This window comes from Burkholderia sp. AU19243, assembly GCF_018148075.1.
In the GTDB taxonomy this organism is placed as follows: domain Bacteria; phylum Pseudomonadota; class Gammaproteobacteria; order Burkholderiales; family Burkholderiaceae; genus Burkholderia; species Burkholderia latens_A.
Genome location: NZ_JAGSTV010000004.1, coordinates 301676 through 317313, shown reverse-complemented (window position 1 = coordinate 317313; position 15638 = coordinate 301676). Strand labels below are relative to the sequence as shown.

The window sequence follows — 15638 nt, the reverse complement described above, 5'->3', positions numbered from 1 at the left end:
GAATAATCGGCACCGCAGGCATTCGGAAAGGTGGCAGTCGAGCCGACCGGCAAGGAGGACCAAATGCGGGAAATCCGGCTGTTCCAACTGGAAGAAGACGGCACGCCCACGCGCTGGGACGCCGACACGCGCCAGACGCTCGTCGTGCGCCGCGGCATGGTGTGGGTGACGGTGCCGGACGTGCTCAGGGACTTCTGGCTGCGCGAGAACGACAGGTTCGATCTCGCGCCGCATTCGACGATCTGGGTGAGCGGAATCGGCGGCAGCGAAATCGCGATCGCGGAGGAGCGGCCGGCGCGTGTGCAGACAGGATCGCGGCTGCGCATGCTGTTTAGGGGGCGATGACGGCGAACGCGCAGCGGCGCCGTCGAACGATGGAGAACCGGAAAGCGTGAGTGTCGAATCCAAGCCGTTCGTGATGGTGCTGCCGAAGTCGGAGCAGCTCTATCAATCCTTCCGTCTGTCGATCCCGGTGGCGATGGCGTACGTGCCGCTCGGGATCGCGTTCGGCGTGTTCCTCGTGACGAGCGGAGTGCCGTGGTACTGGGCGCCGCTGTCGGCACTGATGATCTTCGCAGGCTCGATCGAGTTTCTCGCGGTGAGCCTGATGATCTCCGGAATGGCGCTGCCGCAGGTTGCGCTGACCGCGCTGATCGTCAATTTCCGTCACGTGTTCTACGGGCTGTCGTTTCCGTATCCGCGGCTGCGCACGTTCGCCCAACGCGTGTACGGCGTGTTCGCACTGACCGACGAGACGTACGCGATCACGTCGGCGGGCGAAGGCGCGAAGCTGAACGGCTTTCAGATCACGGCGCTGCAGATCATCAGCCACGTGTGGTGGGTCGGCGGCGCACTGCTCGGCTCGCTGACGGGCCTCGCGATTCCGAGCAGCATCAAGGGCTTCGGCTTTGCGCTGACGTCGATGTTCGTGATCCTCGCGGTCGACGCGGTGCGCACGAAGGGCACCGCACTGCTGATCGGCGCCGCAGCGCTCGCGAGCGCCGCGGCATTCGCCAGCGAGAAATGGCTGTATCGCGAATCGTTCCTGTTCGCCGGGCTGCTGGTTTATCTCGCGATACTGACTTTGCTTTACATTTACGGAGCAAAAGAAAGTGACGAATGATTTGCGCGCATTTTCCGTAATAATCACGATTTCTGTTGTCACGATTGGTTTGCGTTATGCGCCGATTTTGTTGATGAAGCGTCTTGAAAAAAACGGATACCTCCGATATCTTGGCGAATGCATGCCGCCGGGTGTCATGATCCTGCTGGTGTTATATACGCTGAAAGACAAGGACGTGACCCGTTATCCATATTGTCTGCCCGACCTGGCGGCGCTCGCGCTGTCGGTGCTGATTTACTGGAAGTCCAGGAACGCGCTATTGGCGATCGGCGCCGGGCTCGCGTCTTATATATTCGCGGTGAATTTCGTTGTATTTAATTGATTGAAACCGATTCGCCAAAAATCCATTTGCATTCGATTTGGATTTAATGGATCATGGGCCGTGCTTGATAAATAAGAAATAACAATCTAGAGAGATGCTGATGAATGCTCGCGAGGAATTGACGCCGCAAATGGCGGATTACGAGAAGAAATTCACGGACAGTGGAGAAGTCCGTTGGTTGCCGTATCTGATGTATTTTCACCCTGCGGAGCATCGCTCGCCGGTCGTCAACACCGATGCGAGCGGATTCCGCTACTCGGAGCGCGGCGGCGTCCGCTATTCGGTCGCGGATCACGCGGGCATCCATTCCGCCCGTGTGCTCGCCGGCAGTTCGACGGTGTTCGGCATCGGCGCGAGCGCCGATCGCTGGACGTTGTCGTCGCGGCTGTCGGAGAACGACCGGCGCGGCGCGCCGTGGCTGAACTTCGGCGGGCGCAGCTTCAACTCCACGCAGGAACTGATCCTGTTCACGCTGTATCGCCACCTGTTGCCGAAGATCGAGGAGATCGTGCTGTTTTCCGGCTTCAACAACCTCGGGCTCGCGCGGCAGCCGAGCCAGAACCGGCTCGAACACGGGGCGTTCTTCAACTGCAACCAGTTCTTCGACGCGTTCCGTCCGGAACCGGCCGGACGTCGCAGGGGCTTGTCGCTGTTCGGTCGAGGCGACGTGGAAGAGGCGGTCGAGCCGCCGCCTTCGCTCGACGCGCAGATCGATTACGCGGCAGATCTCACGTTGCGTCATCTGGACGTGTGGCGTGCGCTGGCGGCGGACCTCGGCGCGAAGCTGACCTTCGTGCTGCAGCCGCTCGCAGGATGGATCCGCCCGAAGGGCAGCGCACAGGAGGAGGCGCTGTTCGCGGAGCTGGACCGCGCAGGGCGCTTCAGCGACGTGTACGGCGACATCCTCACGCGCGACGTGTGCAACGCGTACGCGGCGAAATTGAGCGACGGCGCGTCGAAGCTCGGCGTGAAATTCGTCAACATCACGCCGTTCATCGCGGAGGCGCTGAAGCCCGACCAGTGGCTGTTCGTCGATCGCATCCATTTCACCGACCAGGGGCATGACTTCGTTTCGAAGCTCATTCTCGACGTCATCTGAAGGAGCAGACCATGAATCTGTTCAAGCGACTCTTCTCCCGGATCGGCCAACTGTTCGGCAAGAAAAAGAAAAAGGCCGATTCGTCGATCTACCCGATGTTCTGATCCCGGCACGCGCATCGCGTGACGAGCAGGCGGCTGCACGGGCAGCCGTCCGGATTGCTGCATCCTTCTGAGGCCCGAAATGTGGCGTGACACATATCGACTGGCGACCGATCCGGAAGCCTTTCTCGACGACCGGCCGATCCGCGCGCGACTCGCGGAACCGGGCGCCGTCGAACCCGGCCGGCGTCCGCAGGACATTCCTGCGCGTGCCGGCGAGATTGCCGCGTGGCGCGACGCGCGCCGCGGCGATTGGCAACGACTCGCGAACGACGCGCACCGCACCGGCGGCGGCTCGGCGTTCGCCGGCGCGATCCTCGTGCAATCGGCGCCGCTCGCGTCGGTGCTCGGCGCATGGCTGCAAGGCATGAGCGCACCAGGCGTATTCGAGGACGACGCGCATCTGCGCATCATGGCGCTGCATGCGGGCGAAGTCGGCGTCGGCCGGCCCGAGGCGTCGCGCTACGACCGCTTCAAGGCGTTGTTGCGCGACGCCGCGCTCGCGGACGTCGCGCTCGAGCCGTTCGAGCTGTCGACGCTCGCGCCGATCGACGACGAAGCGTTCCGCCTGCCCGCGCTGCTGCTCGCAATGAGCCGCCGTGCGGACGCATTCGGCCCCGAACTCGCGGCCGTGGATCTGGCGTTCCGTTCGGTCGGCCTGTTGCCGTGCTGGGACGCGCTCGCGAACGTGCCGGCGCATGCATTCGACGTGCGCGCACTCGATCTGCGCACGGCGGTCGGCCGCGTGGACGGGCTCGACGCGTGTGCGCAGTCGCGTTGGGCGGCCGAGCAGTATGCGGCGCACGACACGGCGGCGCGCGAACGCATCGAGCACATGCTCGGATGGACGTTCGACGCGCTGCGCGCGTGGGACGGATTCATCGAACGCGCAGCCGCGTGTGCGGCATCGCCGCGACTCGCGATGGCACGCCTGATGCAGCAGCGCGCGCGCGAGGCGATGGTTTATCACCATGAATACAAGCTCGGCGGTCGCGTGCTGTCCGACTGGTTCAAGGATGCGCTGCGCGATCCGGAGCCGCTCGTCGACGCGCTCGCAAAAAGCCGCCTCGTCGTGCCCGGCCACGCGGAACGCAGCCCGCTCGTGACGACGCTGATCGGCCCGGGCGGACGGATGTTCCGCGTGTTCAGCGACGCCGATGTCGCGATCATCCGCCGCTGGATCGATTCGCTTGCCGATGCGGCGGACACGCAGATCGTCGCCCCGCGCGCGGCGATGCCCGCAACCGCACCGGAACCCGTGCTGTCGCTCGCCGTCGACGACCCGACGCTCGGCAACGCGCCGTCGAGCCTGCGCGAACTGTATTTCGTGCTGCAGGGCAGGGCGCTTGCGCCGCGCACGCGGCAGCTCGCGGAGCGCTATGCGCGTGACTGGCTGGCGCGCGCCGAGCGCTCGCTGCACCGTGCCGATCGCGGACTGCCAGCAAGCTGGCGGGCGGGCGCATTGCGCGCGTGGTTGCTCGAGCAGCACGACCGGCACGGGCTGGAATTCGAGCAGAGCGATCCGGCGAACTTGCCGACGCGCGAGGAAGTGATCGACTCGACGCTGCAGCTCGCGCCGCTGACGCTGATCGACGGTTCTTGGCTGCAGGGTTTCAGCGACTGGCGGCTCGCGGCGTCGCAGGTCGGCTTCGCGCTGTTCCAGACCTACTGGGACGAGCTCGGCAACGGTCTTCACGCGCTGAACCACCCGAAGATCTATCGCGACGGTTTGCGCGAGATGGGCATCGAATTGCCGCCGACCGGCAGCCGCGCGTTCGCGCACGATCGGCGCTTTCGCGACGAGTCGTTCCGCCTGCCCGTGTACTGGCTGTGTCTCGGCAAATTGCCGCGCACGTTCATGCCGGAGATTCTCGGGATGAACCTTGCGATGGAATTGTCGGGCGTCGGCGGCAGCTACCGGAGTGCGCGCCGTTTCCTGCGCCACTACGGCTTCAGCACCGAGTTCGTCGATCTTCACAACACGATCGACAACGTATCGACCGGGCATTCCGCGTGGGCGGTCGATGCGATCGACGCGTACATGCGCCAGACGGCGGCGCACGGCGCCGGCGCGACGGCCGCAAGCTGGGAGCGGATCCGCGTCGGCTACGAGTCGCTCGCGCCTGTGCCGGGCCGCCGCGAACGCTGGCTCGGCAAGCTCGGCGTGCGGCGCTGGACGCGTGTCGCGCCGGCCGCCGGCGCTGCGTCGTCCGCGTCGGACCTGTTTCATCATGCGCCGGTCGGGCGGGCCGCATGAGCGGAGCGCCGGCCGAGAATCCGAGAGGCCGTGCGATGCCGCTTGTCCACGTACACAACGAAAGCGATTCGCTGGGGGAGACGATCGGCGGCGGACATCAGCCGGCGCGGCAGCCTCGAAGGCGATCGCTGAACGGAGTCGCACCGCGATGGATTACCTGTCGATCATTCTGTTCGTGATCTCGACCTGCGCGACGCCCGGTCCGAACAACGTGATGCTGATGTCGTCGGGCGTGAACTTCGGCGTCGCACGCACGATGCGCCACGTGATCGGAATCAACGTCGGCTTCCCGCTGATGCTGATCGCGGTGGGCCTCGGCGCGGGCGTAGTGTTCCGGCGCCATCCGTCGCTGCACGACGTGCTGCAGGTCGTCGGCGCCGTCTACATGCTGTATCTCGCATACCGCATCGCGACTGCGCCGACCGTCGACTTCAACGCGCAATCGGCGGCGCCGCTCGGCGTGATGTCCGCGGCGTTGTTCCAGTGGGTGAACCCGAAGGCGTGGGTGATGGCCGTCGGCGCGGTGCTGACCTATGCGTCGGCGTCGCACTCGTATGCGTTCGACGTGCTCGCGATCGCGCTGCTGTTCTGCGTGTTCGGTTCGCCTTGCTCGATCGTGTGGGTGTTCTTCGGAACGTTCCTGCGGCGCTACCTGGCGAAGCCGGGTGCGCTGCGCGCGTTCAACGTCGCGATGAGCGTGGTGCTCGTTGTCTCGCTGGTGCCGGCGTTGCACGGCCTCGTCGCGCAGGGACGCGGCGACGCGGCCGCGCATACGCCGGCCCGGTCCGTCGCCGGGCATGTGTCGGCCGTGCACGACCGCCTGTCGTAGCGCTGCCCGCCGCGCCCGCGCATTTCCAATTCAAACAACCGATCAACGGTTCAACCGACAAGTCACTACGACATGGCCAACCACATACTCGGCATCTCGGCGTTTTATCACGACAGCGCGGCCGCGCTGATCCGGGACGGCGTGCCCATCGCAGCCGCCCAGGAGGAACGCTTCACGCGGGTGCGGCACGATCCCGCGTTTCCGGCGAATGCGATCCGCTATTGCCTCGACGAGGCAGGCATCCGTCTCGACGACCTGACGGCGATCGTCTACTACGAGGATCCGAAGGAGAAGTTCTCTCGCGTCATTTCGTCGTTCGCGAGCGCCGGCACGGGCGGCGCGCGTGCGTTCGCGCGCACGATACCCGAGTGGCTGCGCTGGAAGCGCCGTGTGCTCGAGCACGTCGATCGCGAAATCGCGCAGCTCGGTCTCGGGCACGCACCGAAGGTGATCGCGTCGCAGCACCACCGGTCGCACGCGGCCGCCGCATTCTTCCCGTCGCCGTTCGAGCGCGCAGCCGTGCTGTGCATCGACGGCATCGGCGAATGGCACTCGACGACCGTGTGGCGCGGCGACGGCACGTCGCTGCGGCTGCTGAACTCGATCTCGTATCCGCATTCGGTCGGACTGTTCTACTCGGCGTTCACGTACTACTGCGGCTTCAAGGTCGACTCCGGCGAATACAAGCTGATGGGGCTCGCGCCGTACGGCAACCCGATCTATGCGGACACGATCCGCGACGAACTGATCAATATCCGCGCCGACGGCTCGTTCACGCTCAACATGCACTACTTCGACTACCTGAAAGGCGAGCGGATGGTCGGCGAAGCGTTCGAGCAGCTGTTCGGCGCGCCGATCCGCCGGCCCGAGAGCCCGATTTCGCAGCGCGACTGCGATCTGGCGGCGTCGGTGCAGAAGGTGACCGAGGAAGTGGTGCTCGGGCTCGCGCGCGCGGCGGTCGAGCAAGCCGGCGAACGCAACCTGTGTCTGGCAGGCGGCGTCGCGCTCAACTGCGTCGCGAACGGCGTGTTGAGCCGCTCGGGCGAATTCGACGCACTGTGGATCCAGCCGGCCGCCGGCGACGCCGGCTGCGCGCTCGGCGCGGCAATGGACGTCGCCGCGAAGCTCGACGGCCGGCCGCACGTCGGCACCGCACGCGCGGATGCGATGAGCGGCGCGCTGCTCGGCCCGCGTTTCGGCGACGACGAAATCGCCGCATTCCTCGACGAGCGCGGCTACCGCTACACGCGTCTCGAAGGGGAAGCGCTGTTCGACGAAGTCGCGCGTCACCTCGCGGACGGCGCGGTGGTCGGCTGGTTCCAGGACCGCATGGAGTTCGGGCCGCGCGCACTCGGTGCGCGATCGATCATCGGCGACCCGCGCGACACGACCATGCAGCGCAAGATGAACCTGAAGATCAAGTACCGCGAGTCGTTCCGGCCGTTCGCGCCGGCCGTGCTGCTCGAGGATGCGACGCGCTACTTCGACATCCGCGAGGAAAGCCCGTACATGCTGATCGTGTCCGAGGTCGCGGACTCGATCAAGACCGAGGCGTCGCGCCGCCCGGGCGGCCCGAACCGCGGCCTCGGCAGCATCAACGACGTGCGCTCGACGCTGCCCGCGATCACGCACGTGGACTTGTCGGCGCGCGTGCAGACGGTCACCGACGAAAGCAATCCCGCGTTCGCGCGGCTGTTGCGCGCGTTCAAACGCCGCACCGGCTGCCCGGTGCTCGTCAACACGTCGTTCAACGTGCGCGGCGAGCCGATCGTATGCCGGCCGGAAGAGGCGTACGCGTGCTTCATGCGCACCGAGATGGACGTGCTGGTGCTGGGCTCGCACGTGCTCGTGCGCGCGGACCAGCCCGCGTTCGAGGAAGAAACCGACTGGCGCGAGGCGATTCCGCTCGACTGACGCCCGCCCAAGGAGATCATCATGCTGCTCAAGACCCTGTCCCTGCTGTTGTATCTGCTCGTGCTCGTGCCGATCGGGTGGTTGCGCCGGATCGGCAACCACTCCCGCTTCAGCCCGGGTTTCCACCGCGCGCCCACGTCGTGGGACCGCACCTGATCACGCACGTCACGGAAGAACGCACATGTCAGCAGTCATCTACAAGAACCTGAATGCCGCGCCGATCGTCGCAACCGGCGGTGCGGGCGTCTGGATCGAGGACGCCACCGGCAAGCGCTATCTCGACACCTGCGGCGGCGTCGCGGTGTCGAGCCTCGGCCACGCGCATCCGCGGATCGTCGCAGCGATGGAGCGCGAGGCGCGCAACATCGCATGGGCGCACGCGGGCAGCTTCACGACGCCCGCGGCCGAAGAGCTGGCCGAACGGCTCGTCGCGGCGTCGAACGGGCTCGCGAAGGCCCAGTTCCTGTCCGGCGGCTCGGAGGTGATGGAGCTCGCGATGAAAATCGCATATCAGTACCAGTGCGAACGCGGCAAAGCGTCGAAGCAGACCTTCATCGCGCGCCGTCAGGGCTATCACGGCAGCACGCTCGGCACGCTTGCGGTGTCGGGCAATCCGCAGCGGCGCTCGGTGTTCGAGCCGCTATTGCCGCCGGCCGAATTCGTGTCGCCGTGCTATGCGTACCGCGACCAGCGCGCGGGCGAGACCGATGACGCATACGCGACGCGGCTCGCTCAGGAACTCGACGACCGGATCCGCGCGCTCGGCGCGGACAACGTCTGCGCGTTCGTCGCGGAAACGGTGGTCGGTTCCACGAACGGCGCGGTGCCGGCCGTGCCCGGCTACCTGAAGAAGATCCGCGAGGTTTGCGACCGGCACGACGTGCTGCTGCTGCTCGACGAGGTGATGGCCGGCATGGGCCGCACCGGTCCGCTGTTCGCGTATCTCGACGACGGCATCGTGCCGGACCTCGTCGCGGTCGGCAAGGGGCTCGCGGCGGGCTACCAGCCGATCGCGGCCGTCCTGACGAGCGCGGCGGTTCACGATGCGATCGCGCACGGCAGCGGCGTGCTGGGCAATGGCCAGACGCATGTGAATCATCCGTTCGCATGCGCGATCGCGCTCGAAGTGCAGCGCACGATCGAGGACGAGCGGCTGCTCGACGCCGTGCGCGTGCGCGGCGAGCAACTGCGTGCACGGCTGCGCGAGCGGCTTGCCGACGTCGACACCGTCGGCGACGTGCGTGGCAGGGGGCTGTTCGTCGGCGTGGAGTTCGTCGACGATCGCGCGACGAAGGCGCCGTTCAGCGGCGGCGGCGCGTTCGCGGCGCGGCTCAAGCGTGAGGCGCTCGAGCGCGGCCTGCTGATCTACCCCGGTTCCGGTACGGCCGACGGCGTGCGCGGCAATCACGTGCTGTTCGCGCCGCCGTTCATCGCGACCGAGCGCGACATCGACGAGATGGTCGAGCGCTTCGCGGCGGTCGTGCAAGCGTGCGCGGTCGCGCAACCGGCATGACGCGCGGCCTGCACGGACCATTCGCGCGCCGAACGGGAGACGACGCGATGAAACTGCAAGCGGATGAACTGGACGGCTGGGTGCTGGAGCGTGCGGATTTCGAGCGGCTGCCGTCGCACGGCTACCTGTTCTACTCGGACCGCCGCTGCTACGTGTGCTATCCGGCGCACGGCGCACGGCGGATGCGCGACGTGCTGCCGCGCGTCGTCGACCTGCTCGCGCGGGGCGACGACGGCGCGCGGAGGCTGCGCGGGTTGCTGACGGTCGCCGCAACGGAGGACGCATGATGCACGCCGAACCGATGGTCATGACGCCGGGCCGCACGTTGCCGATCGTCGCGCCCGCGCCGCGCGATGACGACACGTGGGCACTCGTGAATGCGCTCGTGTTCGACAGCCGCGCGCACGTGTTGCGACAGGCGGATGTCGAGATCGCTGGCGGCGAGATCGTCGCCGTCGTGCCGGCGCGCGCGTCGCGCGCGACCCGGCGGATCGACGCGAGCGGGCTGCTGTGCGCACCGGGGCTGGCCGCGATGTTCCCCACGACGGGCGACGCGAGCGCTGACGTGCCGTGCGGCGACGCGCTGCCGCAGTCGCTGGCACGCGGCGTCACGCTGGCCGGCTGCTTGACCGCGGACGCCGTGAGCGACGTCGCACGTGCGCAGCACGCCGGCGGCCGAGTCGTGCTGTTCACGACCGTTGCGGACCGCTGGGTCGGTCCCGGCAACGGCCCGCCGATTCGCAGTATCGACGGTTGCATGCTCGAATACGCACGCGCGCTGCACGCTGCCGACGCGGCCGGCGCGCGCGTCGTCGTTGCGCCGGCGATCGGCTCGCAGCTCGCGGCGTCGCCGCGTCTCGTGCTTGCATTGCACGAGGCGGCTCGCCGGCGCGGCAGCCGCTTTGCGGTGCGTATCGACAGCGGCGGCGAATACGCGGCGCAATTCCGCGACGCGTACGGCTGCTCCGGAGTTGCGCTGCTGCGCAGCCTCGATGCGCTCGATTCGCACGTGCTCGCGTATCCGACGGCGCCGCTCGGCAGTCACGAACGCAGCGTGTTGCGCGCGAGCGGCGCGCACGTCGTCGGCGCAACGCCCGCCCAGGGTGCGGACGCCGCCGTGCTTGCATGGCCCGCCGCCGACGCTGGCTTCGACGCGTGGCTCGACGCGCGCCGCCGCGAACGCAGCGCTGCATCGTCCGCGTGGCGTGCGCGGGATGCGGCGGCGGGGCTCGTCGACAGCCTGACGTGGAAGGGCGCCCGTGCGCTCGGGCTGGCCAATGCAGGCCGCGTCGCGGCCGGACACTGCGCCGACCTGCTGTTGTACGAGCGGCCGCCAGCCGTGCGCGAACGCCCGGCCGCATTCGACGCTGCGGCGTTTCTCGAGCTGGTCGCGCACGCGCGGCCGGCCGCCGTGCTCGTCGACGGCGAATGGGTGCTCGGTGCGCCGCCGGCCGCTGCCCATGTGCACGGCGGGCCGGCGGCCGGCGATGTCGCGATCCGCTTTGCGCGCTGATCGTCTTTTTTCCAACGTGACGGAGGCTGTCCGATGTCGAACGAACCGTGCCGGGACAAGGTCCTGCTGTCGGTCTGCACGATGAACTGGTGCGACCTGGGCGTCGAATTTGCGAAGACGGTGTTTTCGAACGTCGAGGTGTTCTACTGGGATCCCGGCGATCCGTATCCGCACCACCTGCGCGACTGGGAAGGCGACTGGATCATCTCGTACCGCGGCGACTTCATCTTCCCGAAGGAGATTTACTCGCGGGCTCGCAAGGGTGCGATCAATTTTCATCCGGCGCCGCCGAAATATCGGGGGCTCGGCAGCCAGCACTACGCGATCTACTACGGCGACGAGACTTACGGCTCGACCTGTCATCACCTTGCACCGTCCGTGGACAGCGGACAGATCATCAACGTCGCGCGCTTCAACATCGCGCCGGCAGAGACCGCGTCGTCGCTTCGTCTGCACGTGGGTGCGTACTGCCTGCAGCAGTTCATCGAGCTCGTCACCGACTACATCGTGCCGGGACGGGCGCTGCCGCAGTCGACCGAGCGTTGGGGCGAACGCCTGTACCGGCAGCACGAACTGCAGGGCTGGATGGACAAGATCCGGCAGGAAGAACCCGATCACCGTTGTTTCAGATGAGCATCGCGGCGCGCGGCGGTAGCGTCGCGCGTCACACCGGCAGAGGATATCCAATGAACTTCGCGCACTTCTCCAACTTCGGCGTCGCATTCGCCGTCTACCTGATCGGCACGGCGACGCCCGGCCCGGGCAACCTGTCGATCGCGAACGCGTCGCTCAACTACGGACGCGCGCCCGGCCTCGCGATGGCGGCGGGCGTGATCTCCGGCTCGCTGTGCTGGGGCGTGACCGCGGCGGCGGGCGTGTCGGCGATGCTGCTGTCGTACCGGCCGCTGCTCACGTGGCTCAAGATCCTCGGCGCACTCTATCTGGTGTGGCTCGCGTACAAGGCGATCCGCACCGCGTACTCGTCGCGCGATCCGCTGAAGGCGGGTACGCAGGCGCGTCGCGGCAGCCTGCCGGTGTTCTACCTGCAGGGGCTCGGCATCCACCTTACGAACCCGAAGGCGATTCTCACGTGGCTGACCGTGACGACGCTCGGGCTGTCGGCGAACTCGCCGGCGTGGACGAGCTTCGTGCTCGTCGCCGGTTGCGCGCTGCTGGGGTTCATCGTGTTTACGACGTATGCGCTCGCGTTCTCGTCGCACTCGGCCGCGCCGTTCTTCACGCGCACGCGCAAGCCGTTCGGGCTTTTTTGCGGGCTGTTCTACTGCGTGCTCGCGGCGGGCTTCATCCGCTCGCTCGCGTAGCGCCAGCGAACATACGGCGCGGAGCGGCGCGTGAGGCGTCTTCAGAGCAGCGATCCGACGATCGCTTTTCAGCTATGGCGCGAACGCATGCGCCAGGATAACTGCCTGCATCTGGAGATCGCGCTCAATTACCTGAGCGACGCCGTGTTCGAAGCGCAGTTCGTCGCCGCGAACGGCTCGCTCGCGTGGCGCGCGACACCGGCCGATACCGGCGACGCGGATAACCCGCGCTCCGTCGTCGACACGGTGCATCAGGTTGCCGCGCGGCGCGCGTGCCGGCTGTTCGGCGCCGAGTATGCGAATGCGCTGCCGACGTCCGGCTCGCAGGCGGGCGCCGTGGTACAGCATGCGGCACTGCACTGCGGCGACGCGGTGCTCGACCTGTCGGCGTCGCTGGGGCGGCCGACGCTGCGGCTCTCCCGTGTGAACGCGCTCGGGCACCTCGATCCGGTGGCCGGCTGCTGGATCGGCGACAGACACGGACACGTCGATTGCGACGCACTCGCGTGGCACCTGCGAGGCGCCGCGCCGCAGTGTGTCCCGCAGATGGTTCGCGTTACCGTGACGGCCGACTGGGCGCCCGACGACTGGGCGCCGCTTGCCGTCGTCACGCATCGTGCGGGCGCGTATTTCGCGGCCGACCTCGCGCACTTCGCGGGGCCCATCGCGGCCGGGATCCTGCAGTCGCCGGTGCCGTACGCCGATTTCGTGTCGATGGCGACGAACGGGACGCTGCGCGGGCCGCGCGGCGGGCTCGTACTGGCCCGGGCGCGCTTCGATGCGCACGTCGAGCGCGCGCTCGTCGCCGGAAGCGGCGATCTCGTCGCGCTTGCGGCGAAAGCCGTTGCGCTGCACGAGGCATTCAACGAACCGTTTCGCAAGTATCAGCGGCAGATGCTCGACAACGTCGGCGCGATGTCGGCGGCGCTCGTCGAACGCGGCTTCACGACCGATTCCCGCGAGTCCGGGCAAATCGTCGTCGGCGACCTCGGCCCGCCGGGCAGCGCGGCCGCTGCGCTCGAGCGGCTCGCGGCCGCACACGTGCTCGCCGACCGTTATCGCCTCTATCGTCCCGACGAAGACCGGATCGTCGAAGCAGGCATCGGTGTCGGCGTCGCGGCGCTGACCGCGCGCGGGCTGACGACCGGCGACTCCGCTCACGTCGGGCATCTGATCGCGGACCTGCTGGACGCGCCGCAGCGCGGCGAGATCGTCGAGCGCGCTCGCGGCGAGGTGCGCGAGCTGTGCCGGCAGTTCCCGGTGGGGCAATGACAGCAGAGGTGCCGGGGCGCGCGTGTCGTCGCAGCGGCCGGCGTTCGATCGCGCTTCTTCCGGGCGGGGCGACGCCTCTCGCAGACCGCGCACGTATCTGGACGACCCGCGATCGTTCGCACGCTCGTGGCTAAGCGTCGAGCTTTCGCTCGTTGCGATCGACCGACGCGGTCGAGCGTGTTCGGCACGGCCGGCGCGAACGCACGCCGAATGCGAATAGCGGGCCGCGCAGGGATGGCCTGCGGCTCGCCGCAGCGCGATTTCACGCGGTTTTTGGTGAGTTCCAAGCCCGCTTGCAATGCGAATTGTCGACGGTGAACCGCGACCGATATGCTGAACAGGTCGGGCGGAACGGCATCGTGCATCCGCCGAATCATCGATGACGGAGAAGACGAAGATGACTCGCATCACAGAAACGATGAAGCTCAATCACCTCAGTTTCCCCTCGGCCGATACGCTTGCGACGGCCCGATTCTTCGAGCGGTATCTCGGCTTCACGATCGCTGGAAGCTGGGACAAATCCTGGATTCTCAAGCGTCCGGGCTTCGACGTCGTGATCGATCACGTCGGGGACAGCATTCCAGCATGGCCGACGAATTTCCACGTGGGCTTCGAACTGCCGAGTCTCGACGCCGTTCGCGCATTGTTCGAGCGCTTCAGCGCGGAGGGCGTCGCGATGGAGACGGAGATATTCAACAACGGAAGGGGTTCGCGCTTCTTTTGCCGCGCGCCGGGCGGCGTGATGTTCGAACTGAATACGCGTGCCGATGCAGCGCCCGAGTATCGCGGTACGTTCGACGACTGACGTACGTGTTTGGATGTCGGTTCATCCCGCGCCGACGGAGTGGAGGGGAGCGGGTGCACGCGGCTTGCGCGGCTGGCGCGCGCCTGTGCGAACCGGTGCTGCTTCCTCTGCCGCGCGCCGTCGCTTGACGCGCGCCGCGTGGCGTCTATTCTTGCAAATGGCTTTCCTCGTTGATGATCGAGCCGGTTCGGCACAGAGGAGGGCCGCACAACAAACCAACAAGGAGCGCGTCATGCGTCACATCAAGAGGGCAGTGCTGAGCAGCTTGGCGGTGGCTGTGCTGGCGGGGTTCGCGATGCCGGTGTCCGCCGAAGAATTCGAGTGCAATTCGGACCAGTGTATGACGATGGAGTGTTACGGCGGTGTTTGCTGGTGGGTTCCGCGCGGCGGTTGAACCGCGATTGAGTGTCACGCGCAGGCATGCGAACCCGGCTTCAGCCGGGTTCGTCGTGTTTGTGGCCAATGCTGACGATCCAGATTGGCGGCATTGTCCCTTTGTGACTATCGAGCGGAAATCCGATACATCAGTTGTCCGCGGTGGGCGGCGGCGGGGGCATATGGATGTCGCCCAAACCGAGCCCAAGAAGAAAGATGTATCCCAGGATGTGCTGAAAGCCGGCCTGTTCGAAGAAGTCCGTGATATTGCCGACAACCGTGCCGTCGAGCTTGTTTTGCACGGAGCCGTAGTTGCCCCATTGTCTGTAATTCAGCGGCGCCGAGGTAAGCATGATCGCGTCGATGAGCACCTTGATGGCGTCACTCGGCGGGGCAACCGAGCCATAGACGGTTTTCACGGCATCGATGGTATTCGTGTTCCATGCCATCGGCACGATGTCGCACGTATTCCACACGCGTACCGCATCGGTTTTCATTTGCGCGTCAAAGTAACCGGCAAAGAGATCGTTGCCAGCCGTCGGCGCCGCAAATGTCTCGCACGTGTATTTCAACGTCAGCGCCTGCAAGTGACGCTGATTCTTCAGATACAGGACCAGCGCGGATGCCAGGGCTCCGCCCAGGCTGTGCCCGACCACGCTGATCGTGCTCGACGCCGGCACCGTCTTGAGAAAATCGACGAGCGTCACGCCGTTTGAGTCGGTAGTCAGGATGACCGACGAGAGTCCGATATCCGTTCCGGCCGATATGCCCGCCGACGCATTACACGAGGGCACGTACTTCTGGAACGACACAAGCGTTTCGTACAGGTTGTCCTCGAGAAGGTCGGCGGGAGACTGGAAATCAGTGCCGCTGGTCACCACTGAGTACTGGCCCGTGACTGCCGATTTCAGTACGACGGTGATGTTGGCCGCGTAACCGTCGGGATCGGGGTCCCGAAGCACGGCCGGCCCCCAGACGATATTGAACTGCTTGTTCTGGGTCATCCTGGAGTAGCTCAGGCCATTCCTGATGTTCTGACTCACCTGCGCCGCAGTTGGATTGCGAATTTCCTTGCCCGACGAATAGTCGGTGGCCGAATAGTTGACAATGTAGGCTAGCGTGAGATTGGTCTGGGCTTGCTCGAGGCTGGCATTCGGCATGATTGGTCCTCTGTTGGTGAATTGAAACTTCCA

Annotated in this window: 17 protein-coding genes; 16 read left to right on the top strand and 1 reads right to left on the bottom strand. The window is 66.5% G+C overall.

From position 1 onward, the window contains the following. Positions 1-30 precede the first annotated feature (30 nt). From KDW55_RS10245 to KDW55_RS10175, 16 genes are all read left to right on the top strand, one after another. Positions 31-345: a DUF2917 domain-containing protein gene (locus KDW55_RS10245; protein ID WP_038570117.1), complete on the top strand. Its 315-nt coding sequence runs from the start codon at positions 31-33 to the stop codon at positions 343-345. Between the two features lie 46 nt (positions 346-391). Next, positions 392-1123 (top strand): AzlC family ABC transporter permease, encoded by a 732-nt coding sequence (locus tag KDW55_RS10240; protein WP_197416238.1) that lies wholly within the window; start codon positions 392-394, stop codon positions 1121-1123. Further along, positions 1113-1445: an AzlD domain-containing protein gene (locus KDW55_RS10235; RefSeq protein ID WP_038570122.1), complete on the top strand. Its 333-nt coding sequence runs from the start codon at positions 1113-1115 to the stop codon at positions 1443-1445. The genes KDW55_RS10240 and KDW55_RS10235 overlap by 11 nt, the downstream gene beginning before the upstream one ends. Before the next feature lie 100 nt (positions 1446-1545). Further along, positions 1546-2544 (top strand): SGNH/GDSL hydrolase family protein, encoded by a 999-nt coding sequence (locus KDW55_RS10230; protein WP_059545138.1) that lies wholly within the window; start codon positions 1546-1548, stop codon positions 2542-2544. A 183-nt stretch (positions 2545-2727) separates the two neighbouring features. After that, positions 2728-4902 carry an iron-containing redox enzyme family protein gene (locus KDW55_RS10225; RefSeq protein ID WP_069242059.1) on the top strand — a complete coding sequence of 725 codons (2175 nt, stop codon included), beginning with the start codon at positions 2728-2730 and terminating at the stop codon, positions 4900-4902. 148 nt (positions 4903-5050) lie between these two features. After that, entirely contained in the window at positions 5051-5731 is a 681-nt protein-coding gene (locus KDW55_RS10220; RefSeq protein WP_212160742.1) for a LysE family translocator, read from the top strand. 72 nt (positions 5732-5803) lie between these two features. Next, positions 5804-7645, top strand: coding sequence for a carbamoyltransferase (locus KDW55_RS10215; RefSeq protein ID WP_038570125.1), 1842 nt, complete (start codon positions 5804-5806; stop codon positions 7643-7645). A gap of 21 nt (positions 7646-7666) precedes the next feature. Then, on the top strand, positions 7667-7801 hold the full coding sequence (locus KDW55_RS29615) for a hypothetical protein (protein WP_257785759.1): 135 nt from the start codon (positions 7667-7669) through the stop codon (positions 7799-7801). Positions 7802-7826: 25 nt separating this feature from the next. After that, on the top strand, positions 7827-9158 hold the full coding sequence (locus tag KDW55_RS10210; protein ID WP_059545122.1) for an aspartate aminotransferase family protein: 1332 nt from the start codon (positions 7827-7829) through the stop codon (positions 9156-9158). A gap of 47 nt (positions 9159-9205) precedes the next feature. After that, positions 9206-9445, top strand: a complete 240-nt coding sequence (locus KDW55_RS10205; protein ID WP_144245293.1) for a hypothetical protein — start codon at positions 9206-9208, stop codon at positions 9443-9445. Then, the gene (locus KDW55_RS10200) at positions 9442-10671 is read left to right on the top strand and encodes an amidohydrolase family protein (RefSeq protein ID WP_212160743.1); all 1230 of its coding nucleotides are present in this window, start codon (positions 9442-9444) and stop codon (positions 10669-10671) included. The genes KDW55_RS10205 and KDW55_RS10200 overlap by 4 nt, the downstream gene beginning before the upstream one ends. A 33-nt stretch (positions 10672-10704) precedes the next feature. Then, entirely contained in the window at positions 10705-11304 is a 600-nt protein-coding gene (locus tag KDW55_RS10195) for a formyltransferase family protein (RefSeq protein ID WP_038570137.1), read from the top strand. Positions 11305-11357: 53 nt separating this feature from the next. Next, positions 11358-11993 (top strand): LysE family translocator, encoded by a 636-nt coding sequence (locus KDW55_RS10190; RefSeq protein WP_038570140.1) that lies wholly within the window; start codon positions 11358-11360, stop codon positions 11991-11993. Positions 11994-12023: 30 nt separating this feature from the next. Further along, the gene (locus KDW55_RS10185) at positions 12024-13265 is read left to right on the top strand and encodes a hypothetical protein (protein WP_083253028.1); all 1242 of its coding nucleotides are present in this window, start codon (positions 12024-12026) and stop codon (positions 13263-13265) included. Positions 13266-13662: 397 nt separating this feature from the next. Continuing rightward, positions 13663-14070, top strand: a complete 408-nt coding sequence (locus KDW55_RS10180) for a VOC family protein (RefSeq protein WP_174554682.1) — start codon at positions 13663-13665, stop codon at positions 14068-14070. Positions 14071-14302: 232 nt separating this feature from the next. After that, a complete protein-coding gene (locus tag KDW55_RS10175) occupies positions 14303-14464 on the top strand; it encodes a hypothetical protein (RefSeq protein WP_156432141.1) in 162 nt (53 codons plus the stop codon). A 130-nt stretch (positions 14465-14594) separates the two neighbouring features. On the opposite strand, the gene KDW55_RS10170 is transcribed toward KDW55_RS10175, so the two are convergent. After that, positions 14595-15605 (bottom strand): lipase, encoded by a 1011-nt coding sequence (locus KDW55_RS10170; protein WP_212160745.1) that lies wholly within the window; start codon positions 15603-15605, stop codon positions 14595-14597. Positions 15606-15638: the final 33 nt, after the last annotated feature.

What these genes read in the sequence shown, in the direction of transcription:
- KDW55_RS10175 (WP_156432141.1), top strand. Translation starts at nt 14,303, where the DNA reads ATGCGTCACATCAAGAGGGCAGTGCTGAGCAGCTTGGCGGTGGCTGTG.
- KDW55_RS10210 (WP_059545122.1), top strand. Translation starts at nt 7,827, where the DNA reads ATGTCAGCAGTCATCTACAAGAACCTGAATGCCGCGCCGATCGTCGCA.
- KDW55_RS10195 (WP_038570137.1), top strand. Translation starts at nt 10,705, where the DNA reads ATGTCGAACGAACCGTGCCGGGACAAGGTCCTGCTGTCGGTCTGCACG.
- KDW55_RS10190 (WP_038570140.1), top strand. Translation starts at nt 11,358, where the DNA reads ATGAACTTCGCGCACTTCTCCAACTTCGGCGTCGCATTCGCCGTCTAC.
- KDW55_RS29615 (WP_257785759.1), top strand. Translation starts at nt 7,667, where the DNA reads ATGCTGCTCAAGACCCTGTCCCTGCTGTTGTATCTGCTCGTGCTCGTG.
- KDW55_RS10230 (WP_059545138.1), top strand. Translation starts at nt 1,546, where the DNA reads ATGAATGCTCGCGAGGAATTGACGCCGCAAATGGCGGATTACGAGAAG.
- KDW55_RS10215 (WP_038570125.1), top strand. Translation starts at nt 5,804, where the DNA reads ATGGCCAACCACATACTCGGCATCTCGGCGTTTTATCACGACAGCGCG.
- KDW55_RS10170 (WP_212160745.1), bottom strand. Translation starts at nt 15,605, where the DNA reads ATGCCGAATGCCAGCCTCGAGCAAGCCCAGACCAATCTCACGCTAGCC.
- KDW55_RS10225 (WP_069242059.1), top strand. Translation starts at nt 2,728, where the DNA reads ATGTGGCGTGACACATATCGACTGGCGACCGATCCGGAAGCCTTTCTC.
- KDW55_RS10200 (WP_212160743.1), top strand. Translation starts at nt 9,442, where the DNA reads ATGATGCACGCCGAACCGATGGTCATGACGCCGGGCCGCACGTTGCCG.
- KDW55_RS10180 (WP_174554682.1), top strand. Translation starts at nt 13,663, where the DNA reads ATGACTCGCATCACAGAAACGATGAAGCTCAATCACCTCAGTTTCCCC.
- KDW55_RS10205 (WP_144245293.1), top strand. Translation starts at nt 9,206, where the DNA reads ATGAAACTGCAAGCGGATGAACTGGACGGCTGGGTGCTGGAGCGTGCG.
- KDW55_RS10220 (WP_212160742.1), top strand. Translation starts at nt 5,051, where the DNA reads ATGGATTACCTGTCGATCATTCTGTTCGTGATCTCGACCTGCGCGACG.